Consider the following 15,853-nt stretch of genomic DNA (forward strand, 5'->3'; position numbering starts at 1 on the left):
AAATACGCCGATCCAAAGTATGATCAGTGACCGGTTGCCCCGACCGGGAGGATTCAGTAGTTCGATGAGCTGACCTCAAAAGGGTTTACCGGGAAAACCTGTCTGCTGTCGTGTGGTTTTCAAGATTTAATCCTGAGGGTTCACCATTGTTTCGGGCGAGCGTTCAATTGATTTTTTAATTGATAGGGCGTGTGCCGCCAGCTATTTAATAGACAGAAGTGCCTCTGGAAAAGCAGCTCGCCGTCTCGTCTTTAACGCATTCAACTAAAAAGCCCCGCACGATTGCTCGTGCGGGGCTTTTTAGTACCGCTTGGGTATTACAGGCCGGCGGCGGCGCGCAGGGCGTCGGCGCGGTCGGTTTTTTCCCAGGTGAACGCGGTGAAGGTGTCGTCCCCCACGGTCATCTCGAACGGCTTGCGACCGAAGTGGCCGTAGGCGGCGGTCTGCTTGTACATCGGGTGCAGCAGGTCGAGCATGGTGGTGATCGCGTATGGACGCAGGTCGAAATGCTCGCGCACCAGCTGGATGATCTTGTCGTCCGACAGCTTGCCGGTGCCGAAGGTGTTCAGCGAGATCGACGTCGGCTGGGCCACGCCGATGGCATAGGAAACCTGAATCTCGCAACGCTCGGCCAGGCCGGCGGCGACGATGTTCTTGGCCACGTAGCGACCGGCGTAGGCGGCCGAACGGTCGACCTTCGACGGGTCCTTGCCGGAGAACGCGCCACCGCCGTGACGGGCCATGCCGCCGTAGGTGTCGACGATGATCTTGCGACCGGTCAGGCCGCAGTCGCCCACCGGGCCGCCGATGATGAAGTTGCCGGTCGGGTTGATGTGGAACTGGGTGTCCTTGTGCAGCAGTTCGGCCGGGATCACGTGCTTGACGATCAGCTCCATCACGCCTTCACGCAGGTCCTTGTAGGACACGTCCGGGTTGTGCTGGGTCGACAGCACGATGGCGTCGACGCCCACGACCTTGCCGTTCTCGTAGCGGCAGGTGACCTGCGACTTGGCATCCGGGCGCAGCCACGGCAGCAGGCCGGACTTGCGGGCCTCGGACTGGCGCTGCACCAGGTGGTGCGAGAAGGTGATCGGGGCCGGCATCAGTACGTCGGTCTCGTTGCTGGCAAAGCCGAACATCAGGCCCTGGTCGCCGGCGCCCTGGTCTTCAGGCTTGCTGCGGTCAACGCCCTGGGCGATGTCCACCGACTGCTTGCCGATGATGTTCATCACGCCGCAGGTGGCGCCGTCGAAGCCGACGTCGGAGCTGTTGTAGCCGATGTCGAGAATGACGTTGCGGACGATATCTTCCAGGTCGACCCAGGCCGAGGTGGTGACTTCGCCGGCAATGATTGCCACACCGGTCTTGACCAGGGTTTCGACCGCGACACGGGCGAATTTGTCTTCAGCGATGATGGCGTCCAGGACCGCGTCGGAGATCTGGTCGGCAATCTTGTCCGGATGTCCTTCGGACACGGACTCGGAGGTGAAAATTGAGTATTCGCTCATGTCTACGGGTTTCCTGAATGTAACCGAGGGTAAGTGTCGCCAGACGGTCGCTGAAAATGGCGAACCTGGATCTGGAAACCATTGCGTAAGCCCACGTAGAGGCTCTGTTCGGGGACCAGCCCCGCAGCGATGGCCCAATGGGCCAGGTCTTCCTGTTCAAAGCCCAACCAGAGATCGCCACAGGCCTCCCTGGCCCAGCTCTGATCGTGGCTGCACAAGTCCGTGATCAACAGGCTGGCGCCTGGACGCAGGTGCAGGGCCAACTGTTTTATGGCATCGGCCGGCGCGGCAAAATGATGAAGCACCATGTTCAATACGACGCAATCGACCTGCACTTTAGCGTCGCTCAAGGCATCGGCCAGGCGCAATTCGACATTGTTCAGCGCCTGGTGCTCGCAGCGCTTGCGCGCCAGCTCGAGCATGGCCGGGCTGTTGTCCATCGCCGTGACCCGGGCAAAGCGCAGCGCCAGGTCGGGCAGGAAGCCGCCGTCGCCGGGGCCGACTTCCAGCGCCGTGGCCGCAGGGCCGAACGGCAGCTTGTCGAGCAACGCCAGCAGGCTGTCGCGGTACTGGCCAAGGCCGGCGATCAGGTCCTGCTGGGCATGGAACTTGTCGGCCACCCGGGCAAAGAAATCCTGGCTGGCCGCCGCTCGCTGGCGATGCACCGCATCGACCCGCGCCTGGGCATCGCCGGGCAACTGCAATGCGTCGACTTCTTCAAGCAGGGCCGCATGCAGGCGCCCACCGACAGCCTGGGCATGGGGCAGGGCGCGACGATAGAAAATCGCATTGCCTTCGCGACGCGTCGCCACCAGTCCGGCCTGGGCCAGGACCTTGAGGTGATGACTCATGCCCGACTGGCCGATGGCGAAGATCTGCGCCAGCTCCAGCACCCCGAACGAATCGTTGGCCAGGGCGCGCAGAACGTTCAGCCGCAGCGGATCGCCGGCGGCTTTGCACAGGGCAGACAACTCGTCGCAGCCGTCATGGCTGATTGCAGGTACGCGAAGGTTCATGAGGCGGCAGTCTAGACAGCGACCGGACAAGTCGCAAGATCAATATCAAAAAGTTTTGATATTGCCTGTGTGCGCTGCCGAAGCCGCGTGTCCAGAGGGCTGGCCGTTACTGGCATATCGGGTGCTGACAGCAAATGACGCCTGGATGACAGGAAAAAAGCACCTGGGCGACTATCTTTCATTGCCCCCAGCCAGTCGCTGAGGGAAAATGACCGCCTTTTTCCGATCCCATTTCTTACCCTCCAGGAGATCAGCGATGCCTAGCCGTCGTGAGCGTGCCAACGCCATTCGTGCCCTGAGCATGGATGCCGTGCAAAAAGCCAACAGCGGCCACCCAGGGGCCCCCATGGGGATGGCGGATATCGCCGAAGTCCTGTGGCACGATTTTCTCAAGCATAACCCGGCCAACCCGTCGTTCGCCGACCGCGACCGCTTCGTGCTGTCAAACGGCCACGGTTCGATGCTCATCTACTCGTTGCTGCACCTGACCGGCTACGACCTGTCCATCGACGACCTGAAGAACTTCCGCCAGCTGCACAGCCGCACCCCGGGCCACCCGGAGTTCGGCTACACCCCGGGCGTCGAAACCACCACCGGCCCGCTGGGCCAGGGATTTGCCAACGCCGTGGGCTTCGCCATTGCCGAAAAGACCCTGGCGGCGCAGTTCAACCGTCCAGGCCATGACATCGTCGACCACAACACCTATGTGTTCATGGGCGACGGCTGCATGATGGAAGGCATTTCCCACGAAGTCGCTTCCCTGGCTGGCACCCTGGGCCTGGGCAAGCTGATCGCTTTCTACGATGACAACGGCATCTCCATCGACGGCGAAGTCGAGGGCTGGTTCACCGACGACACCCCCAAGCGTTTCGAGTCGTACAACTGGCAGGTGATCCGCAATGTCGACGGCCACGACGCCGACGAGATCAAGACCGCCATCGAGACAGCGCGCAAAAGCGCCCAGCCGACCCTGATCTGCTGCAAGACCACCATCGGCTTCGGCTCACCGAACAAGTCCGGCAAGGAAGAGTCCCACGGCGCGCCACTGGGCGCCGACGAGATCGCCTTGACCCGTGCCGCGCTGAAGTGGACCCACGGCCCGTTCGAGATCCCGGCCGACCTCTACGAGCAATGGAACGCCAAGGAAAAAGGCCTGGCCGCCGAAGCCGAGTGGGACCAGCGCTTCGCTGCGTACTCCGCTGCCTTCCCTGAACTGGCCAACGATTTCATCCGTCGCATGAGCGGCGAGCTGCCGGCCGATTTCGCCGAAAAGTCCGCCGCCTACGTGGCCGAAGTCAACACCAAGGGCGAGACCATCGCCAGCCGCAAGGCCAGCCAGAACGCGCTGGGCGCCTTCGGCCCGCTGCTGCCTGAGCTGCTGGGCGGCTCGGCCGACCTGGCTGGTTCCAACCTGACCATCTGGAAAGGCTGCAAGAGCATCACCGGCGAAGACGCCAACGGCAACTACCTGCACTACGGTGTGCGTGAGTTCGGCCAGGGCGCAATCATGAACGGTATCGCCCTGCATGGTGGCTTCGTGCCGTACGGCGCGACCTTCCTGATCTTCATGGAATACGCCCGCAACGCCGTGCGCATGGGCGCGCTGATGAAGCAGCGCGTGATCCACGTGTTCACCCACGACTCCATCGGTCTGGGCGAAGACGGTCCGACCCACCAGCCGATCGAGCAACTCGCCAGCCTGCGCACCACACCGAACCTGGACACCTGGCGCCCGGCCGATGCCGTGGAATCGGCCGTGTCGTGGAAATATGCCCTGGAGCGCAACGACGGCCCGTCGGCTTTGGTGTTCTCGCGCCAGAACCTGACGCACCAGGCGCGCGATGCGGCGCAACTGGCCAATATCGCCCGTGGCGGCTACGTGCTGCGCGACAGCGTCGGCGAGCCGGAACTGATCCTGATCGCCACCGGCTCCGAAGTCGGCCTGGCCGTTCAGGCCTACGACGCACTGACCGCGCAGGGTCGTCAGGTGCGTGTGGTGTCGATGCCGTGCACCAGCGTGTTCGAGTCCCAGGACGCCGGCTACAAGCAGTCCGTGCTGCCGCTGCAAGTCAGCGCACGCATCGCCATCGAGGCGGCGCATGCCGACTACTGGTACAAGTACGTGGGCCTGGAAGGCCGCGTGATCGGCATGACCACCTTCGGTGAGTCGGCGCCGGCCGCCGCCCTGTTCGAAGAGTTCGGTTTTACCCTGGAAAACATCCTGGGCACCGCCGAAGAACTGCTCGAAGACTAAGCCACAACCGCGTGCTCCGCTGCAGGAATGCGCCTGGCCCAGGCCAGGCGCGTTCCTGCAGTATCCACCTGCGAGAAATCCATGCCCCAGCCCCGCCCTTATAAAGTTGCACTGAACGGCTACGGCCGCATTGGCCGCTGTGTCGTTCGCGCCTTGTGCGAACGCGGTGCAACGGCGGGGTTCGAGGTCGTGGCCATCAACGACCTGGCCGACATGGCCAGTCTCGAATACCTGACGCGCTTCGATTCCACCCATGGCCGCTTTCCTGGCCATGTGCGGGTCGAAGGCGATTACCTGCACATCAATGACCACCGCATCCGTGTGCTGCGCAGCGCGACGCCCGAAGGCATCGACTGGGCTGCCCTGGAAGTCGACCTGGTGCTGGAGTGCTCCGGCGTCTACAACACCCGTGCCGACGGCCAGCGCTTTCTTGATGCGGGTGCGCCGCGGGTGCTGTTTTCCCAGCCGATGGCCAGCGAGGCGGACGTCGACGCGACCATCGTGTACGGCATCAACCAGCAGGACCTGAGCGGTCGCGAGCTGCTGGTCTCGGCGGCCTCGTGCACCACCAACTGCAGTGTGCCGTTGCTGCGCCTGCTGGATCAGGCGCTGGGCCTGGACTATGTCACCATCACCACGATTCACTCGGCGATGAACGACCAGCCGGTGATCGACGCCTATCACCATGAAGACCTGCGCCGCACGCGCTCGGCCTTCCAGTCGATCATCCCGGTGTCTACAGGGCTGGCACGCGGCATCGAACGCCTGCTGCCGGAACTTGCCGGCCGGATTCAGGCCAAAGCGGTGCGGGTGCCGACGGTCAATGTCTCGTGCCTGGACATCATCGTGCAGACGGCGCGTGATACCGACGCCGTCGAGATCAACCGGATCCTGCGCGAGGCGGCCAGTGTCGGGCCGCTCAAGGGCTTGCTGGCCTACACCGAATTGCCGCATGCCAGTTGCGATTTCAACCATGACCCTCATTCGGCGATCGTCGATGCGAGTCAGACCCGCGTGTCCGGCCCCAGGCTGGTGAACGTGCTGGCCTGGTTCGATAACGAATGGGGTTTTGCCAACCGTATGCTCGACGTTGCAGGCCATTTCCTGCACGTTGCACACCCACAACAGTAAAGACAGGAACGCCTCATGACCGTGTTGAAAATGACCGACCTTGATCTGCAAGGAAAGCGTGTACTGATCCGCGAAGACCTTAACGTGCCGATCAAGGATGGCGCTGTCAGCAGCGATGCGCGGATTCTCGCCTCCCTGCCGACCATCAAGCTGGCGCTGGAGAAGGGCGCGGCGGTCATGGTCTGCTCGCACCTGGGTCGTCCGGTGGAAGGCGAATTCTCGGCCGAGAACAGCCTCAAGCCGGTCGCCGACTACCTGAGCAAGGCGCTGGGCCGTGACGTGGCGCTGGTCGCCGATTACCTGGACGGCGTCGAGGTCAAGGCCGGCGACGTGGTCCTGTTCGAAAACGTGCGCTTCAACAAGGGCGAGAAAAAGAACACCGACGAGCTGGCACAGAAATACGCCGCCTTGTGCGACGTGTTCGTGATGGACGCCTTCGGCACCGCTCACCGTGCCGAGGGTTCGACCCACGGCGTGGCCAAATTTGCCAAGGTCGCTGCGGCCGGCCCGCTGCTGGCCGCCGAGCTGGACGCGCTGGGCAAGGCGCTGGGTGCACCGGCCAAGCCGATGGCGGCCATCGTGGCCGGTTCCAAGGTGTCGACCAAGCTCGACGTGCTCAATAGCCTGAGCACGATCTGCGATCAGTTGATCGTCGGCGGCGGCATTGCCAACACCTTCCTGGCCGCTGCCGGTCACCCGGTCGGCAAGTCGCTGTACGAGCCGGATCTGCTCGACACCGCCCGCGCCATCGCTGCCAAGGTCAGTGTGCCGCTGCCGGTCGACGTGGTGGTGGCCAAGGCCTTTGCCGAAGACGCCGAAGCGACCGTCAAGCTGATTGCCGATGTGGCCGAGGACGACATGATCCTCGATATCGGCCCGCAGACCGCCGAGCAGTTCGCCCAATTGCTGAAATCTTCGAAGACTATCCTGTGGAACGGCCCGGTCGGCGTGTTTGAATTCGACCAGTTCGGTAACGGCACCCAGGTACTGGCCAAGGCGATTGCCGAGAGCGATGCGTTCTCCATCGCCGGTGGCGGTGACACGTTGGCGGCCATCGACAAGTATGGCGTCGGTGCGCAGATTTCTTACATTTCCACTGGCGGCGGTGCGTTCCTCGAGTTCGTCGAAGGCAAGGTCCTGCCGGCGGTCGAAATGCTTGAGCAACGCGCCAAGGCGCAGTAAACCGCTGTGTTCGAGGTGTCAGGTATGGTCAGGGTCTTGCCGGTGTTGCTGATGGCGGGGGTGCTGTGCGGTTGCGCCGGCACGCCTGCAGCCGATGAAGTGCAGGACCAGGATCAGGCCGCGCCCGTGCAACTGAGCTGCTATCAGGCGCGCTGGCAAGCCGAAACGATTCAGGTGGTGGACAAGCGCAGCGGCCAGGCGTTCTGGGACCGCTACGACTTCATGCCACGGATCGGCAATGTCGGCTGTCGCTGATACGGTACAGGCAACATCCAGGCGTCATGGCGGTCATTAAAGGTGAATATCTTTTAATGCAAAGGAGTGTTGCCATGAAAATCGCCGCCGTGATGCTGTTGAGTTGCGCTGTGCTGGCCGGTTGCAGCGGTTCGGGGACCAACCGGGCCTGCGAAGTGTTCAGCCCGGCAGCGGTCACCGTGCCGACCACCGAGAACAGTCAGCGCGTCGAAGCCCAGGCCACGGGCGAGCCGTCTGACGATGGTAAAAACGAACAGCACTGCCCTTGATGCCATCAGGCGGGGCAGGCCAGGAGAGTGAATGAAAGGCGTTATGGCTCTTGGCGCACTGGTCTTGCTGGGCGGTTGCTCCGTCTTCAAGCCGGCGGCGCAACAGGTCGACCCGTGGACCCGCTGGGTCTGCGACAGCAAGGCCGAGGTCAACTGGCGCTACGCCGATGCGGCCCACAAGGCCGTTGATGTGCGCCTGAACCAGAGCGACCAGGTGTACCGCCTGCAAGCCGAGCCCGGCGCGACCGGTGAGCTGTATGGTAATGGCGTACTCTCGTTCGCCCGTAACGGCGACGACGGGCTGGTCTACTGGACCGTCACCAATGATTTGATCGGTCGCGGCTGCAAGGTCAGATAAACTGCAGCACGGCCAGGCGCAGGTGATTTCGCAATGCCTGCGCCCATGACTTGAATAGCAGCCGCCACTGGGGCAGGCTCGCACGATTAACGACCCGATCGGGAGAGAAACAGACAATGGCACTTATCAGCATGCGCCAGATGTTGGACCACGCCGCCGAATTTGGCTATGGCGTTCCAGCTTTCAACGTAAACAACCTGGAACAGATGCGCGCCATTATGGAAGCGGCCGACAAGACCGACTCTCCGGTGATCGTTCAGGCCTCGGCCGGCGCCCGTAAATACGCCGGTGCCCCGTTCCTGCGCCACCTGATCCTGGCGGCGATCGAAGAATTCCCGCACATCCCGGTGGTCATGCACCAGGACCACGGCACCAGCCCGGACATCTGCCAGCGCTCGATCCAGCTGGGCTTCAGCTCGGTGATGATGGACGGCTCGCTGGGTGAAGACGGCAAGACCCCCGCCAGCTACGACTACAACGTCGATGTAACCCGTCGCGTCGTCGCCTTCGCCCACGCCTGCGGCGTGTCGGTAGAAGGTGAGCTGGGCGTGCTGGGTTCGCTGGAAACCGGCCTGGCCGGTGAAGAAGACGGCGTAGGCGCCGAAGGCGTGCTGGATCACAGCCAGATGCTGACCGACCCGGAAGAAGCCGCTGACTTCGTCAAGCGCACCCAGGTCGATGCCCTGGCCATCGCCATCGGCACCAGCCACGGTGCCTACAAGTTCACCAAGCCGCCGACCGGTGACATCCTGGCCATCGAGCAGATCAAGGCCATCCACAAGCGCATCCCCAACACCCACCTGGTGATGCACGGCTCCTCGTCGGTGCCGCAAGAGTGGCTGAAAATCATCAACGAATACGGCGGCGACATCAAAGAGACCTACGGCGTGCCGGTCGAAGAAATCGTCGAGGGCATCAAGCACGGCGTACGCAAGGTCAACATCGACACCGACCTGCGCCTGGCTTCCACCGGCGCCATCCGTGAGTTCCTGGCCAAGCACCCGGCCGAGTTCGACCCGCGTAAATACCTGGCCAAGACCGTCGTGGCCATGCGTGACGTGTGCATCGCCCGTTACGAAGCGTTCGGCACGGCCGGCAATGCCTCGAAGATCAAGCCGGTCTCCCTGGACCGTATGTTCGAGCGCTACGCCCGTGGCGAGCTGGATGCCAAGATCAACTGAATGTTGCTCGGCTGAATGAAAAAACCCGCGCTTGCGCGGGTTTTTTCATGGGGCAGGGTGCATTGGGCCAGACTGTGCAGCGGCTGGCCAGGCAGCCTTGGGCGCTCACTGCGCTATCTGGCCGCAATGCACTCCACTTCCACCCGTGCATCAAGGGCCAGGCCCTTGACGGCCACGGTGCTGCGGGCCGGGAAGGGCTTGCTGAACGCGGTACGGTACTGTGCGTTGAAGGCCGCAAACTCGGCCATGTCCGCCAGAAAGGCCGTGCACTTGACGATGTTGTTCATCTGAAAGCCGCTGGCTTCGGTCGTGCGCTTGATATTGGCCATGACTTGCCGGGTCTCGGCCTCGATGCCCCCCGGCACCAGGCCATTCTGGCCGGGGACGACGCCCAGTTGGCCAGACATGAACAGCAGGTTGCCGACCCGGGCGGCGCTGGAAAAGGGGTAGGTGTCGTTCTGGCTGAAGTTGAGGATCTCAACCGGTTGATGACTGTCGGCGACGGCGGCAAAGGCGGTCAATGAAGCGCAAAGCGAAAGCACCCAGGTGCTTTTTTTCATGGGGATGAACTCCTTGTCAGAGGGTGATATTCAGGGTTTGAGGGCTTTAAGCAAGGCCGGATAAAACTGCTGCGGGGCCTGCAAGTGCGGCGAATGTCCGAGCGTTTCGAACTCGATCAGGGTCGCCTCGGGAATACGCCTGGCAGCCGACTTGCCCAGTTCGGCATAGTTGGCCAGCGTGGCCATTACGGCAGGCGATGCGCCATGACCAATGGCGGTTTTATCGGTCAGGCCGATAAACAGCGTGGTGGGCACTTTCAGATACTCGAACTCGTGAACGACCGGTTCGTTATAAATCATGTCGTAGGTCAGGGCGGCGTGGTAAGCCATCATTGTCCGGTGCGGGCCACTGAACAGTTTTTCCTGCATCTCGATCCAGCGATCAAACTCGGGGCGCCATTCGCCGTTGTAATGCACGCGGCGTTGATAGTCCTTGAGTGCCGTGGCACTGAAGCCCAGTTCATCCTCGAAGTAACTGTCGATGCCTTTGTAAGGAACGCCAAGCGCCTTCCAGTCCTCAAGGCCAAGCGGATTGATCAGCGCCAGTTGTTCGGTGGCCTCGGGGTACATCAGTGCATAGCGGGCAGCCAGCATGCCGCCCATGGAGTGACCGATGATTGTGCTGCGGCTGATGCCCAGAGCTTGCAGCAGTTCATGGGTATTACTGGCCAGTTGCTGGAAGCTGTACTGGTAGCGTTCGGGCTTGCTGGACTTGCAGAACCCGATCTGGTCCGGGGCAATGACCCGGTAGCCGTCATCGCTCAGGGTCTTGATCGTGTCGGTCCAGGTGTCGGCACAGAACAACTTGCCGTGCATCAACACGACAGTGCGGTTTTTCGGCTGGCTGTTCGGGTTGGGTGGCACATCGACGTAGGCCATGTGCATGTTCTGGCGCTGTGAGCTGAGCGCGTGGTAATAAACCTTGTAATGGTAATTGAATGTTTCAAGTTCCGGGCTGCGGTTGGATAGTTCATCGGCCGTGGTGGCCTGTGCAGACGTGGACATTGCCATGAGTGTGCAGGCCACTAATAACAGTGGCCTGTGACAGAGACGAAGGGGAATGTTCATGCGTTATCAAGTTACGAAGGCAGGCGAAAGTGCAGGGCAATTAGTAGGGCGTTAATCGGCCGATTGCAAAGCCGCCTGTATTGCAAGACTTTCAAGCGCGTTACTTGATGATTCGCATGTAGGTGGCCTGCCGCGCTGCCCGGCAACGGGCAGCGCCATCAATGCGGCGTGCCAGAGGCGTTCTACTGGATTTTGACCAGCGCTGCGCAGGCGGCCTTGTAGGCTTCGTGCTGATATTTATTCAGCGATTCAGGCAGGTCGAAAGTGTGTTTTTTGTTTGCAGCGTTAATCGTCTGGGGCGACAACAGGGTCACCTCGCAATCAGGCAACAACTGAAACACGGTCTCGATCTTGAACGTGGTCGGGCCGCCGGCGAATTCGCCTTTCTTGCTGCGCTTCTTGATGACGATATGGCTGATGCCGTTTTCGCGCACGAAGGCGGCGATCTGTGTGGCAAAGGCCTTGACGTTGGCCGCCTCGTCATCGTCGGCCAGCGCCAGTTTGCGGGTTGCCAGGGGCAGGTGGCCGATGCTGTCGTTCTGCCGTGTCGCCAAGGCAAAGATGGCTTCGCTGCCTTTGATTTCCACGCCGCAAATAATCATGTAATGCCCTGTGTCTTGAGTCGAAAAGTCACAGGGTAGCGCATTGAGAGGCGGATTATTCCTGAGCGATCGACTCCAGGTACTCCGAGCGCTCGTCACTCATGCGCGCGATGCAGTCGTTTTCGCTGATCCTGAACGCCTTGCTGCCGGCGGCCGACGGGAAGACCTCCACGGCGCAATCGGCGTCACGCAGCTTTTCCCAGGCCTGGTGGGCGGTCTTGAGCTTGCTGGTGAAGTCGTTGAACTGGGTCTTGTTGGCGACGAATTGCGACTGCACCCGGTTGAGCAGGTTCTGGAAGTTTTCCTTGAGCAGCGCCTCGGCGGTCTCACGGCTGTAGATGGAGCACTCCAGGGTCTGGTTATCGCTGTCGACGCCATCGCAAGGGGATGTTTCAGGATCCTGTGCAGCCCAGGCATTGCTTGCCAGGGCACTTGTCAGCGCCAGTCCCAGGAAAAAGGTTTTCATCTACTCGCTCCGATCCGTTGATGCGCTGAATTCTGGCTCAAGCGCATGACAATGAACAGGTTTGACATGCCGCTGGAGGGTTGTGCCCTACCCTTTGTCGCGGATTGACGCTTTCGGCAATTCCCCTGTCGTTTTTGCATCCGGCTTTCCCGAGCCTGCGGCATATGCTGGCCCCAATAGCGCCGACAGTCGATTTGGCGCACCAGCACCTATAAAGGGGACGCCTGATGAGCCCAGCCGAACTTCACGCCGACAGCATCGTTATTGACGGGCTGATCATCGCCAAGTGGAATCGCGAGCTGTTTGAAGACATGCGCAAGGGCGGCCTGACCATGGCCAACTGCACGGTGTCGGTGTGGGAAGGTTTCCAGGCCACCGTCAACAGCATCAGCGCCAGCATGAAGCTGATGCGCGAAAACAGCGACCTGGTGATGCCGGTGCAGACCACTGCCGACATCCGCAAGGCCAAGGAACTGGGCAAGACCGGCATCCTGTTCGGCTTCCAGAATGCCCATGCCTTCGAAGACCAGATCGGCTATGTCGAGATCTTCAAGAAGCTCGGCGTGGGCATCGTGCAGATGTGCTACAACACCCAGAACCTGGTCGGTACCGGCTGCTACGAGCGCGACGGCGGCCTGTCGGGCTTCGGCCGCGAGATCGTCGCCGAGATGAACCGCGTCGGCGTCATGTGCGACCTGTCCCACGTCGGCTCCAAAACCAGCGAGGAAGTCATCCTCGAATCGAAAAAGCCGGTCTGCTACTCCCACTGCCTGCCGTCGGGGCTCAAGGAACACCCGCGCAACAAGTCCGATGAAGAACTCAAGTTCATCGCCGACCACGGCGGTTTCGTCGGCGTCACCATGTTTGCGCCTTTCCTGGCCAAGGGCATCGACTCGACCATCGACGACTACGCCGAGGCCATCGAGTACACCATGAACATCGTCGGCGAAGACGCCATCGGCATCGGCACCGACTTCACCCAAGGCCATGGCCAGGAATTCTTCGAATACCTGACGCACGACAAGGGCTACGCCCGGCGCCTGACCAGCTTCGGCAAGATCATCAACCCGCTGGGCATCCGCACCGTGGGCGAATTCCCGAACCTGACCGAGACCCTGCTCAAGCGCGGCCACTCCGAAAGCGTGGTGCGCAAGATCATGGGCGAGAACTGGGTTCGTGTTCTGGGTGATGTCTGGGGGGAATAACCCACCCGCGTCGCTGACACCTTCTATTTCAAGGCAGGCAACGGTCTGCCTCATCACAAGAATTTTTCCGGAGTCACGTTTCATGGCCAAGATCGCCCCGCAACTGCCTATCGAAGTCGACAGCGAAACCGGTATCTGGACGTCCGACGCCCTGCCGATGCTGTACGTCCCGCGTCACTTCTTCGTCAACAACCACATCGGTATCGAGGAAGTGCTGGGCGCTGACGCCTATGCCGAGATCCTCTACAAGGCCGGCTACAAGTCAGCCTGGCACTGGTGCGAGAAAGAGGCCGAGTGTCATGGCCTGGAAGGTGTCGCGGTGTTCGAGCACTACATGAAGCGCCTGTCGCAGCGCGGCTGGGGCCTGTTCAAGATCCAGGACATCGACCTGGACAAGGGCACCGCCAGCGTCACGCTCGAGCATTCGGCGTTCGTGTACGTGTACGGCAAGGTCGGGCGCAAGGTCGACTACATGTTCACCGGCTGGTTCGCCGGTGCCATGGACCAGATCCTGGCCGCACGCGGCAGCGCGATCCGTACCGTGGCCGAGCAGGTTTACGGAGGCTCTGAAGAGGGCCATGACGATGGTCTGTTCGTCGTCAAACCACTTTAACCGCGCCGTTGGAAAGCACCGCGCGTAACGCTCTGGCAACGCGCAGCCGGCCTGGGCCGGCTGCGCACCATTAGACCGAGCGTACGCCACCCGCTTTCGCCTTGAGGAGTTTTGGAAATGGCTTTTGAAGCGATGTTCCAGCCGATCCAGATCGGCAAACTGACCATCCGTAACCGTGTACTCAGTACTGCCCACGCCGAGGTGTATGCCACCGACGGCGGCATGACCACCGACCGTTACGTGAAGTACTACGAAGAGAAGGCCAAGGGCGGCATTGGCCTGGCCATCTGTGGCGGCTCGTCCGTGGTCGCCATCGACAGCCCGCAAAGCTGGTGGAAGTCGGTCAACCTGGCCACCGACCGGATCATCCCGCATTTCCAGAACCTGGCCGACGCCATGCACAAGCATGGTGCCAAGATCATGATCCAGATTACCCACATGGGCCGTCGCTCGCGCTGGGACGGTGATCACTGGCCGACCCTGATGTCGCCGTCGGGCATTCGCGAGCCGGTGCACCGTGCCACCTGCAAGACCATCGAGCCCGAGGAAATCTGGCGCATCATCGGCAACTACGCCCAGGCCGCGCGCCGGGCGATGGAAGGCGGGCTGGACGGCATCGAGCTGTCGGCCGTGCACCAGCACATGATCGACCAGTTCTGGAGCCCGCGGGTCAACAAGCGCACCGACGAATGGGGCGGCAGCTTCGAAGGCCGCATGAAGTTCGGCATGGAAGTGCTCAAGGCCGTGCGCGCCGAAGTCGGTCGCGACTTCTGCGTGGGCATGCGCATCTGTGGTGACGAGTTCCACCCCGATGGCCTGTCCCACGACGACATGAAGCAGATTGCCAAGTACTACGACGACACCGGCCTGCTGGACTTCTTCGGCGTGATCGGCTCGGGGTGCGATACGCACAACACCCTGGCCAACGTCATCCCGAACATGAGTTATCCACCGGAGCCGTTCCTGCACCTGGCCGCCGGTATCAAGGAAGTGGTCAAGATCCCTGTGCTGCACGCACAGAACATCAAGGATCCGAACCAGGCTACGCGGATCCTGGAAGGCGGCTATGTCGACATGGTCGGCATGACCCGTGCGCACATGGCCGACCCGCACCTGATCGCCAAGATCAAGATGGGCCAGATCGACCAGATCAAGCAGTGCGTCGGTGCCAACTATTGCATCGACCGCCAGTACCAGGGCCTGGACGTGCTGTGCATCCAGAACGCCGCCACGTCCCGCGAATACATGGGCGTGCCGCACATCATCGAGAAATCCACCGGCCCCAGACGCAAGGTGGTGGTGGTCGGGGCCGGTCCTGCCGGCATGGAAGCGGCACGGGTGGCGGCCGAGCGTGGCCATGACGTGACCCTGTTCGAAAAGAAAGACGCCATCGGCGGGCAGATCACCACGGCCTCCAAGGCACCGCAGCGCGACCAGATCGCCGGTATCACCCGCTGGTACCAACTGGAGCTGGCGCGCCTGAAAGTCGACCTGCGCCTGGGCACCGCTGCCGATGCCGCGACCATCCTCGACCTGCGCCCGGACATCGTGGTGCTGGCGGTGGGCGGTCATCCGTTCGTCGAGCAGAACGAGCACTGGGGCGCAGCCGAAGGGCTGATCGTCAGCAGCTGGGACATCCTCGACGGCAAGGTGGCGCCGGGCAAGAACGTGCTGGTCTACGACACCATCTGCGAATTCACCGGCATGTCGGCTGCGGATTTCCTCGCCGACAAGGGTTGCCAGGTCGAGATTGTCACCGACGACATCAAACCGGGCGTGGCGATGGGCGGCACGACCTTCCCGACCTACTACCGCAGCATGTACCCCAAGGAAGTGATCATGACCGGGGACATGATGCTGGAGAAGGTCTACCGCGAAGGCGACAAGCTGATTGCCGTGCTGGAAAACGAATACACCGGGGCCAAGGAGGAGCGGGTAGTCGACCAGGTGGTGGTGGAGAACGGTGTGCGTCCCGACGAGGCGATCTACTACGCGCTCAAGGAAGGTTCGCGCAACAAGGGCCAGATCGACATCGAAGCCCTGTACGCCATCCAGCCACAGCCGATGCTCAGCCAACCGGGTGACGGCTACCTGCTGTACCGGATCGGCGACTGCGTGGCGCAACGCAACGTCCATGCGGCGATCTACGACGGGCTGCGGCTCTGCAAGGATTTCTGACGGCCAC

16 protein-coding genes are annotated in these 15,853 nt (G+C 61.8%); 10 read left to right on the forward strand and 6 right to left on the reverse strand.

The window, feature by feature from the left end:
• Positions 1-317: 317 nt before the first annotated feature.
• Together metK and ASF84_RS19985 are read right to left on the reverse strand one after the other, a co-directional pair.
• Positions 318-1,508 (reverse strand): methionine adenosyltransferase, encoded by a 1,191-nt coding sequence (gene metK / locus ASF84_RS19980; RefSeq protein WP_056840577.1) that lies wholly within the window; start codon positions 1,506-1,508, stop codon positions 318-320.
• A 2-nt stretch (positions 1,509-1,510) separates the two neighbouring features.
• The gene (locus tag ASF84_RS19985; RefSeq protein ID WP_056840578.1) at positions 1,511-2,524 is read right to left on the reverse strand and encodes an ArsR/SmtB family transcription factor; all 1,014 of its coding nucleotides are present in this window, start codon (positions 2,522-2,524) and stop codon (positions 1,511-1,513) included.
• Between the two features lie 256 nt (positions 2,525-2,780).
• Here ASF84_RS19985 and tkt point away from each other — a divergent pair, with 256 nt between their 5' ends.
• The 7 genes from tkt (at position 2,781) to fba (ending at position 9,154) form a co-directional block, all read left to right on the forward strand.
• Positions 2,781-4,778 (forward strand): transketolase, encoded by a 1,998-nt coding sequence (gene tkt / locus ASF84_RS19990; RefSeq protein WP_056840579.1) that lies wholly within the window; start codon positions 2,781-2,783, stop codon positions 4,776-4,778.
• Between the two features lie 81 nt (positions 4,779-4,859).
• A complete protein-coding gene (gene epd / locus ASF84_RS19995; protein WP_056840580.1) occupies positions 4,860-5,909 on the forward strand; it encodes an erythrose-4-phosphate dehydrogenase in 1,050 nt (349 codons plus the stop codon).
• Positions 5,910-5,924: 15 nt separating this feature from the next.
• Complete coding sequence (locus tag ASF84_RS20000; protein ID WP_056840581.1) at positions 5,925-7,091, forward strand: phosphoglycerate kinase; 1,167 nt, start codon at positions 5,925-5,927, stop codon at positions 7,089-7,091.
• Between the two features lie 24 nt (positions 7,092-7,115).
• Positions 7,116-7,346, forward strand: coding sequence for a hypothetical protein (locus ASF84_RS20005; protein WP_056840582.1), 231 nt, complete (start codon positions 7,116-7,118; stop codon positions 7,344-7,346).
• Between the two features lie 74 nt (positions 7,347-7,420).
• Complete coding sequence (locus ASF84_RS20010; RefSeq protein ID WP_056840583.1) at positions 7,421-7,615, forward strand: hypothetical protein; 195 nt, start codon at positions 7,421-7,423, stop codon at positions 7,613-7,615.
• Between the two features lie 31 nt (positions 7,616-7,646).
• Positions 7,647-7,973: an MliC family protein gene (locus ASF84_RS20015; RefSeq protein ID WP_056840584.1), complete on the forward strand. Its 327-nt coding sequence runs from the start codon at positions 7,647-7,649 to the stop codon at positions 7,971-7,973.
• A 116-nt stretch (positions 7,974-8,089) separates the two neighbouring features.
• Positions 8,090-9,154 (forward strand): class II fructose-bisphosphate aldolase, encoded by a 1,065-nt coding sequence (gene fba, locus ASF84_RS20020; protein ID WP_056840585.1) that lies wholly within the window; start codon positions 8,090-8,092, stop codon positions 9,152-9,154.
• A 113-nt stretch (positions 9,155-9,267) separates the two neighbouring features.
• On the opposite strand, the gene ASF84_RS20025 is transcribed toward fba, so the two are convergent.
• The 4 genes from ASF84_RS20025 to ASF84_RS20040 form a co-directional block, all read right to left on the reverse strand.
• Positions 9,268-9,714 carry a RidA family protein gene (locus ASF84_RS20025; protein ID WP_056840586.1) on the reverse strand — a complete coding sequence of 149 codons (447 nt, stop codon included), beginning with the start codon at positions 9,712-9,714 and terminating at the stop codon, positions 9,268-9,270.
• A 30-nt stretch (positions 9,715-9,744) separates the two neighbouring features.
• Positions 9,745-10,725 carry an alpha/beta fold hydrolase gene (locus ASF84_RS20030; RefSeq protein WP_056840587.1) on the reverse strand — a complete coding sequence of 327 codons (981 nt, stop codon included), beginning with the start codon at positions 10,723-10,725 and terminating at the stop codon, positions 9,745-9,747.
• Between the two features lie 239 nt (positions 10,726-10,964).
• Positions 10,965-11,384 carry a DUF3010 family protein gene (locus tag ASF84_RS20035; RefSeq protein WP_056840588.1) on the reverse strand — a complete coding sequence of 140 codons (420 nt, stop codon included), beginning with the start codon at positions 11,382-11,384 and terminating at the stop codon, positions 10,965-10,967.
• Between the two features lie 55 nt (positions 11,385-11,439).
• Positions 11,440-11,850: a lysozyme inhibitor LprI family protein gene (locus tag ASF84_RS20040; protein WP_056840589.1), complete on the reverse strand. Its 411-nt coding sequence runs from the start codon at positions 11,848-11,850 to the stop codon at positions 11,440-11,442.
• A gap of 227 nt (positions 11,851-12,077) precedes the next feature.
• Between ASF84_RS20040 and ASF84_RS20045 the strand changes: the two genes are divergently transcribed.
• From ASF84_RS20045 to dgcA, 3 genes are all read left to right on the forward strand, one after another.
• Positions 12,078-13,055 carry a dipeptidase gene (locus ASF84_RS20045; RefSeq protein ID WP_056840590.1) on the forward strand — a complete coding sequence of 326 codons (978 nt, stop codon included), beginning with the start codon at positions 12,078-12,080 and terminating at the stop codon, positions 13,053-13,055.
• Positions 13,056-13,137: 82 nt separating this feature from the next.
• Positions 13,138-13,668: a DUF5943 domain-containing protein gene (locus ASF84_RS20050; RefSeq protein WP_056840591.1), complete on the forward strand. Its 531-nt coding sequence runs from the start codon at positions 13,138-13,140 to the stop codon at positions 13,666-13,668.
• Between the two features lie 117 nt (positions 13,669-13,785).
• Entirely contained in the window at positions 13,786-15,846 is a 2,061-nt protein-coding gene (gene dgcA, locus ASF84_RS20055) for a dimethylglycine demethylation protein DgcA (RefSeq protein WP_056840592.1), read from the forward strand.
• The last annotated feature ends 7 nt before the right edge of the window (positions 15,847-15,853 follow it).

The organism is Pseudomonas sp. Leaf127 (genome assembly GCF_001423155.1).
In the GTDB taxonomy this organism is placed as follows: domain Bacteria; phylum Pseudomonadota; class Gammaproteobacteria; order Pseudomonadales; family Pseudomonadaceae; genus Aquipseudomonas; species Aquipseudomonas ovata.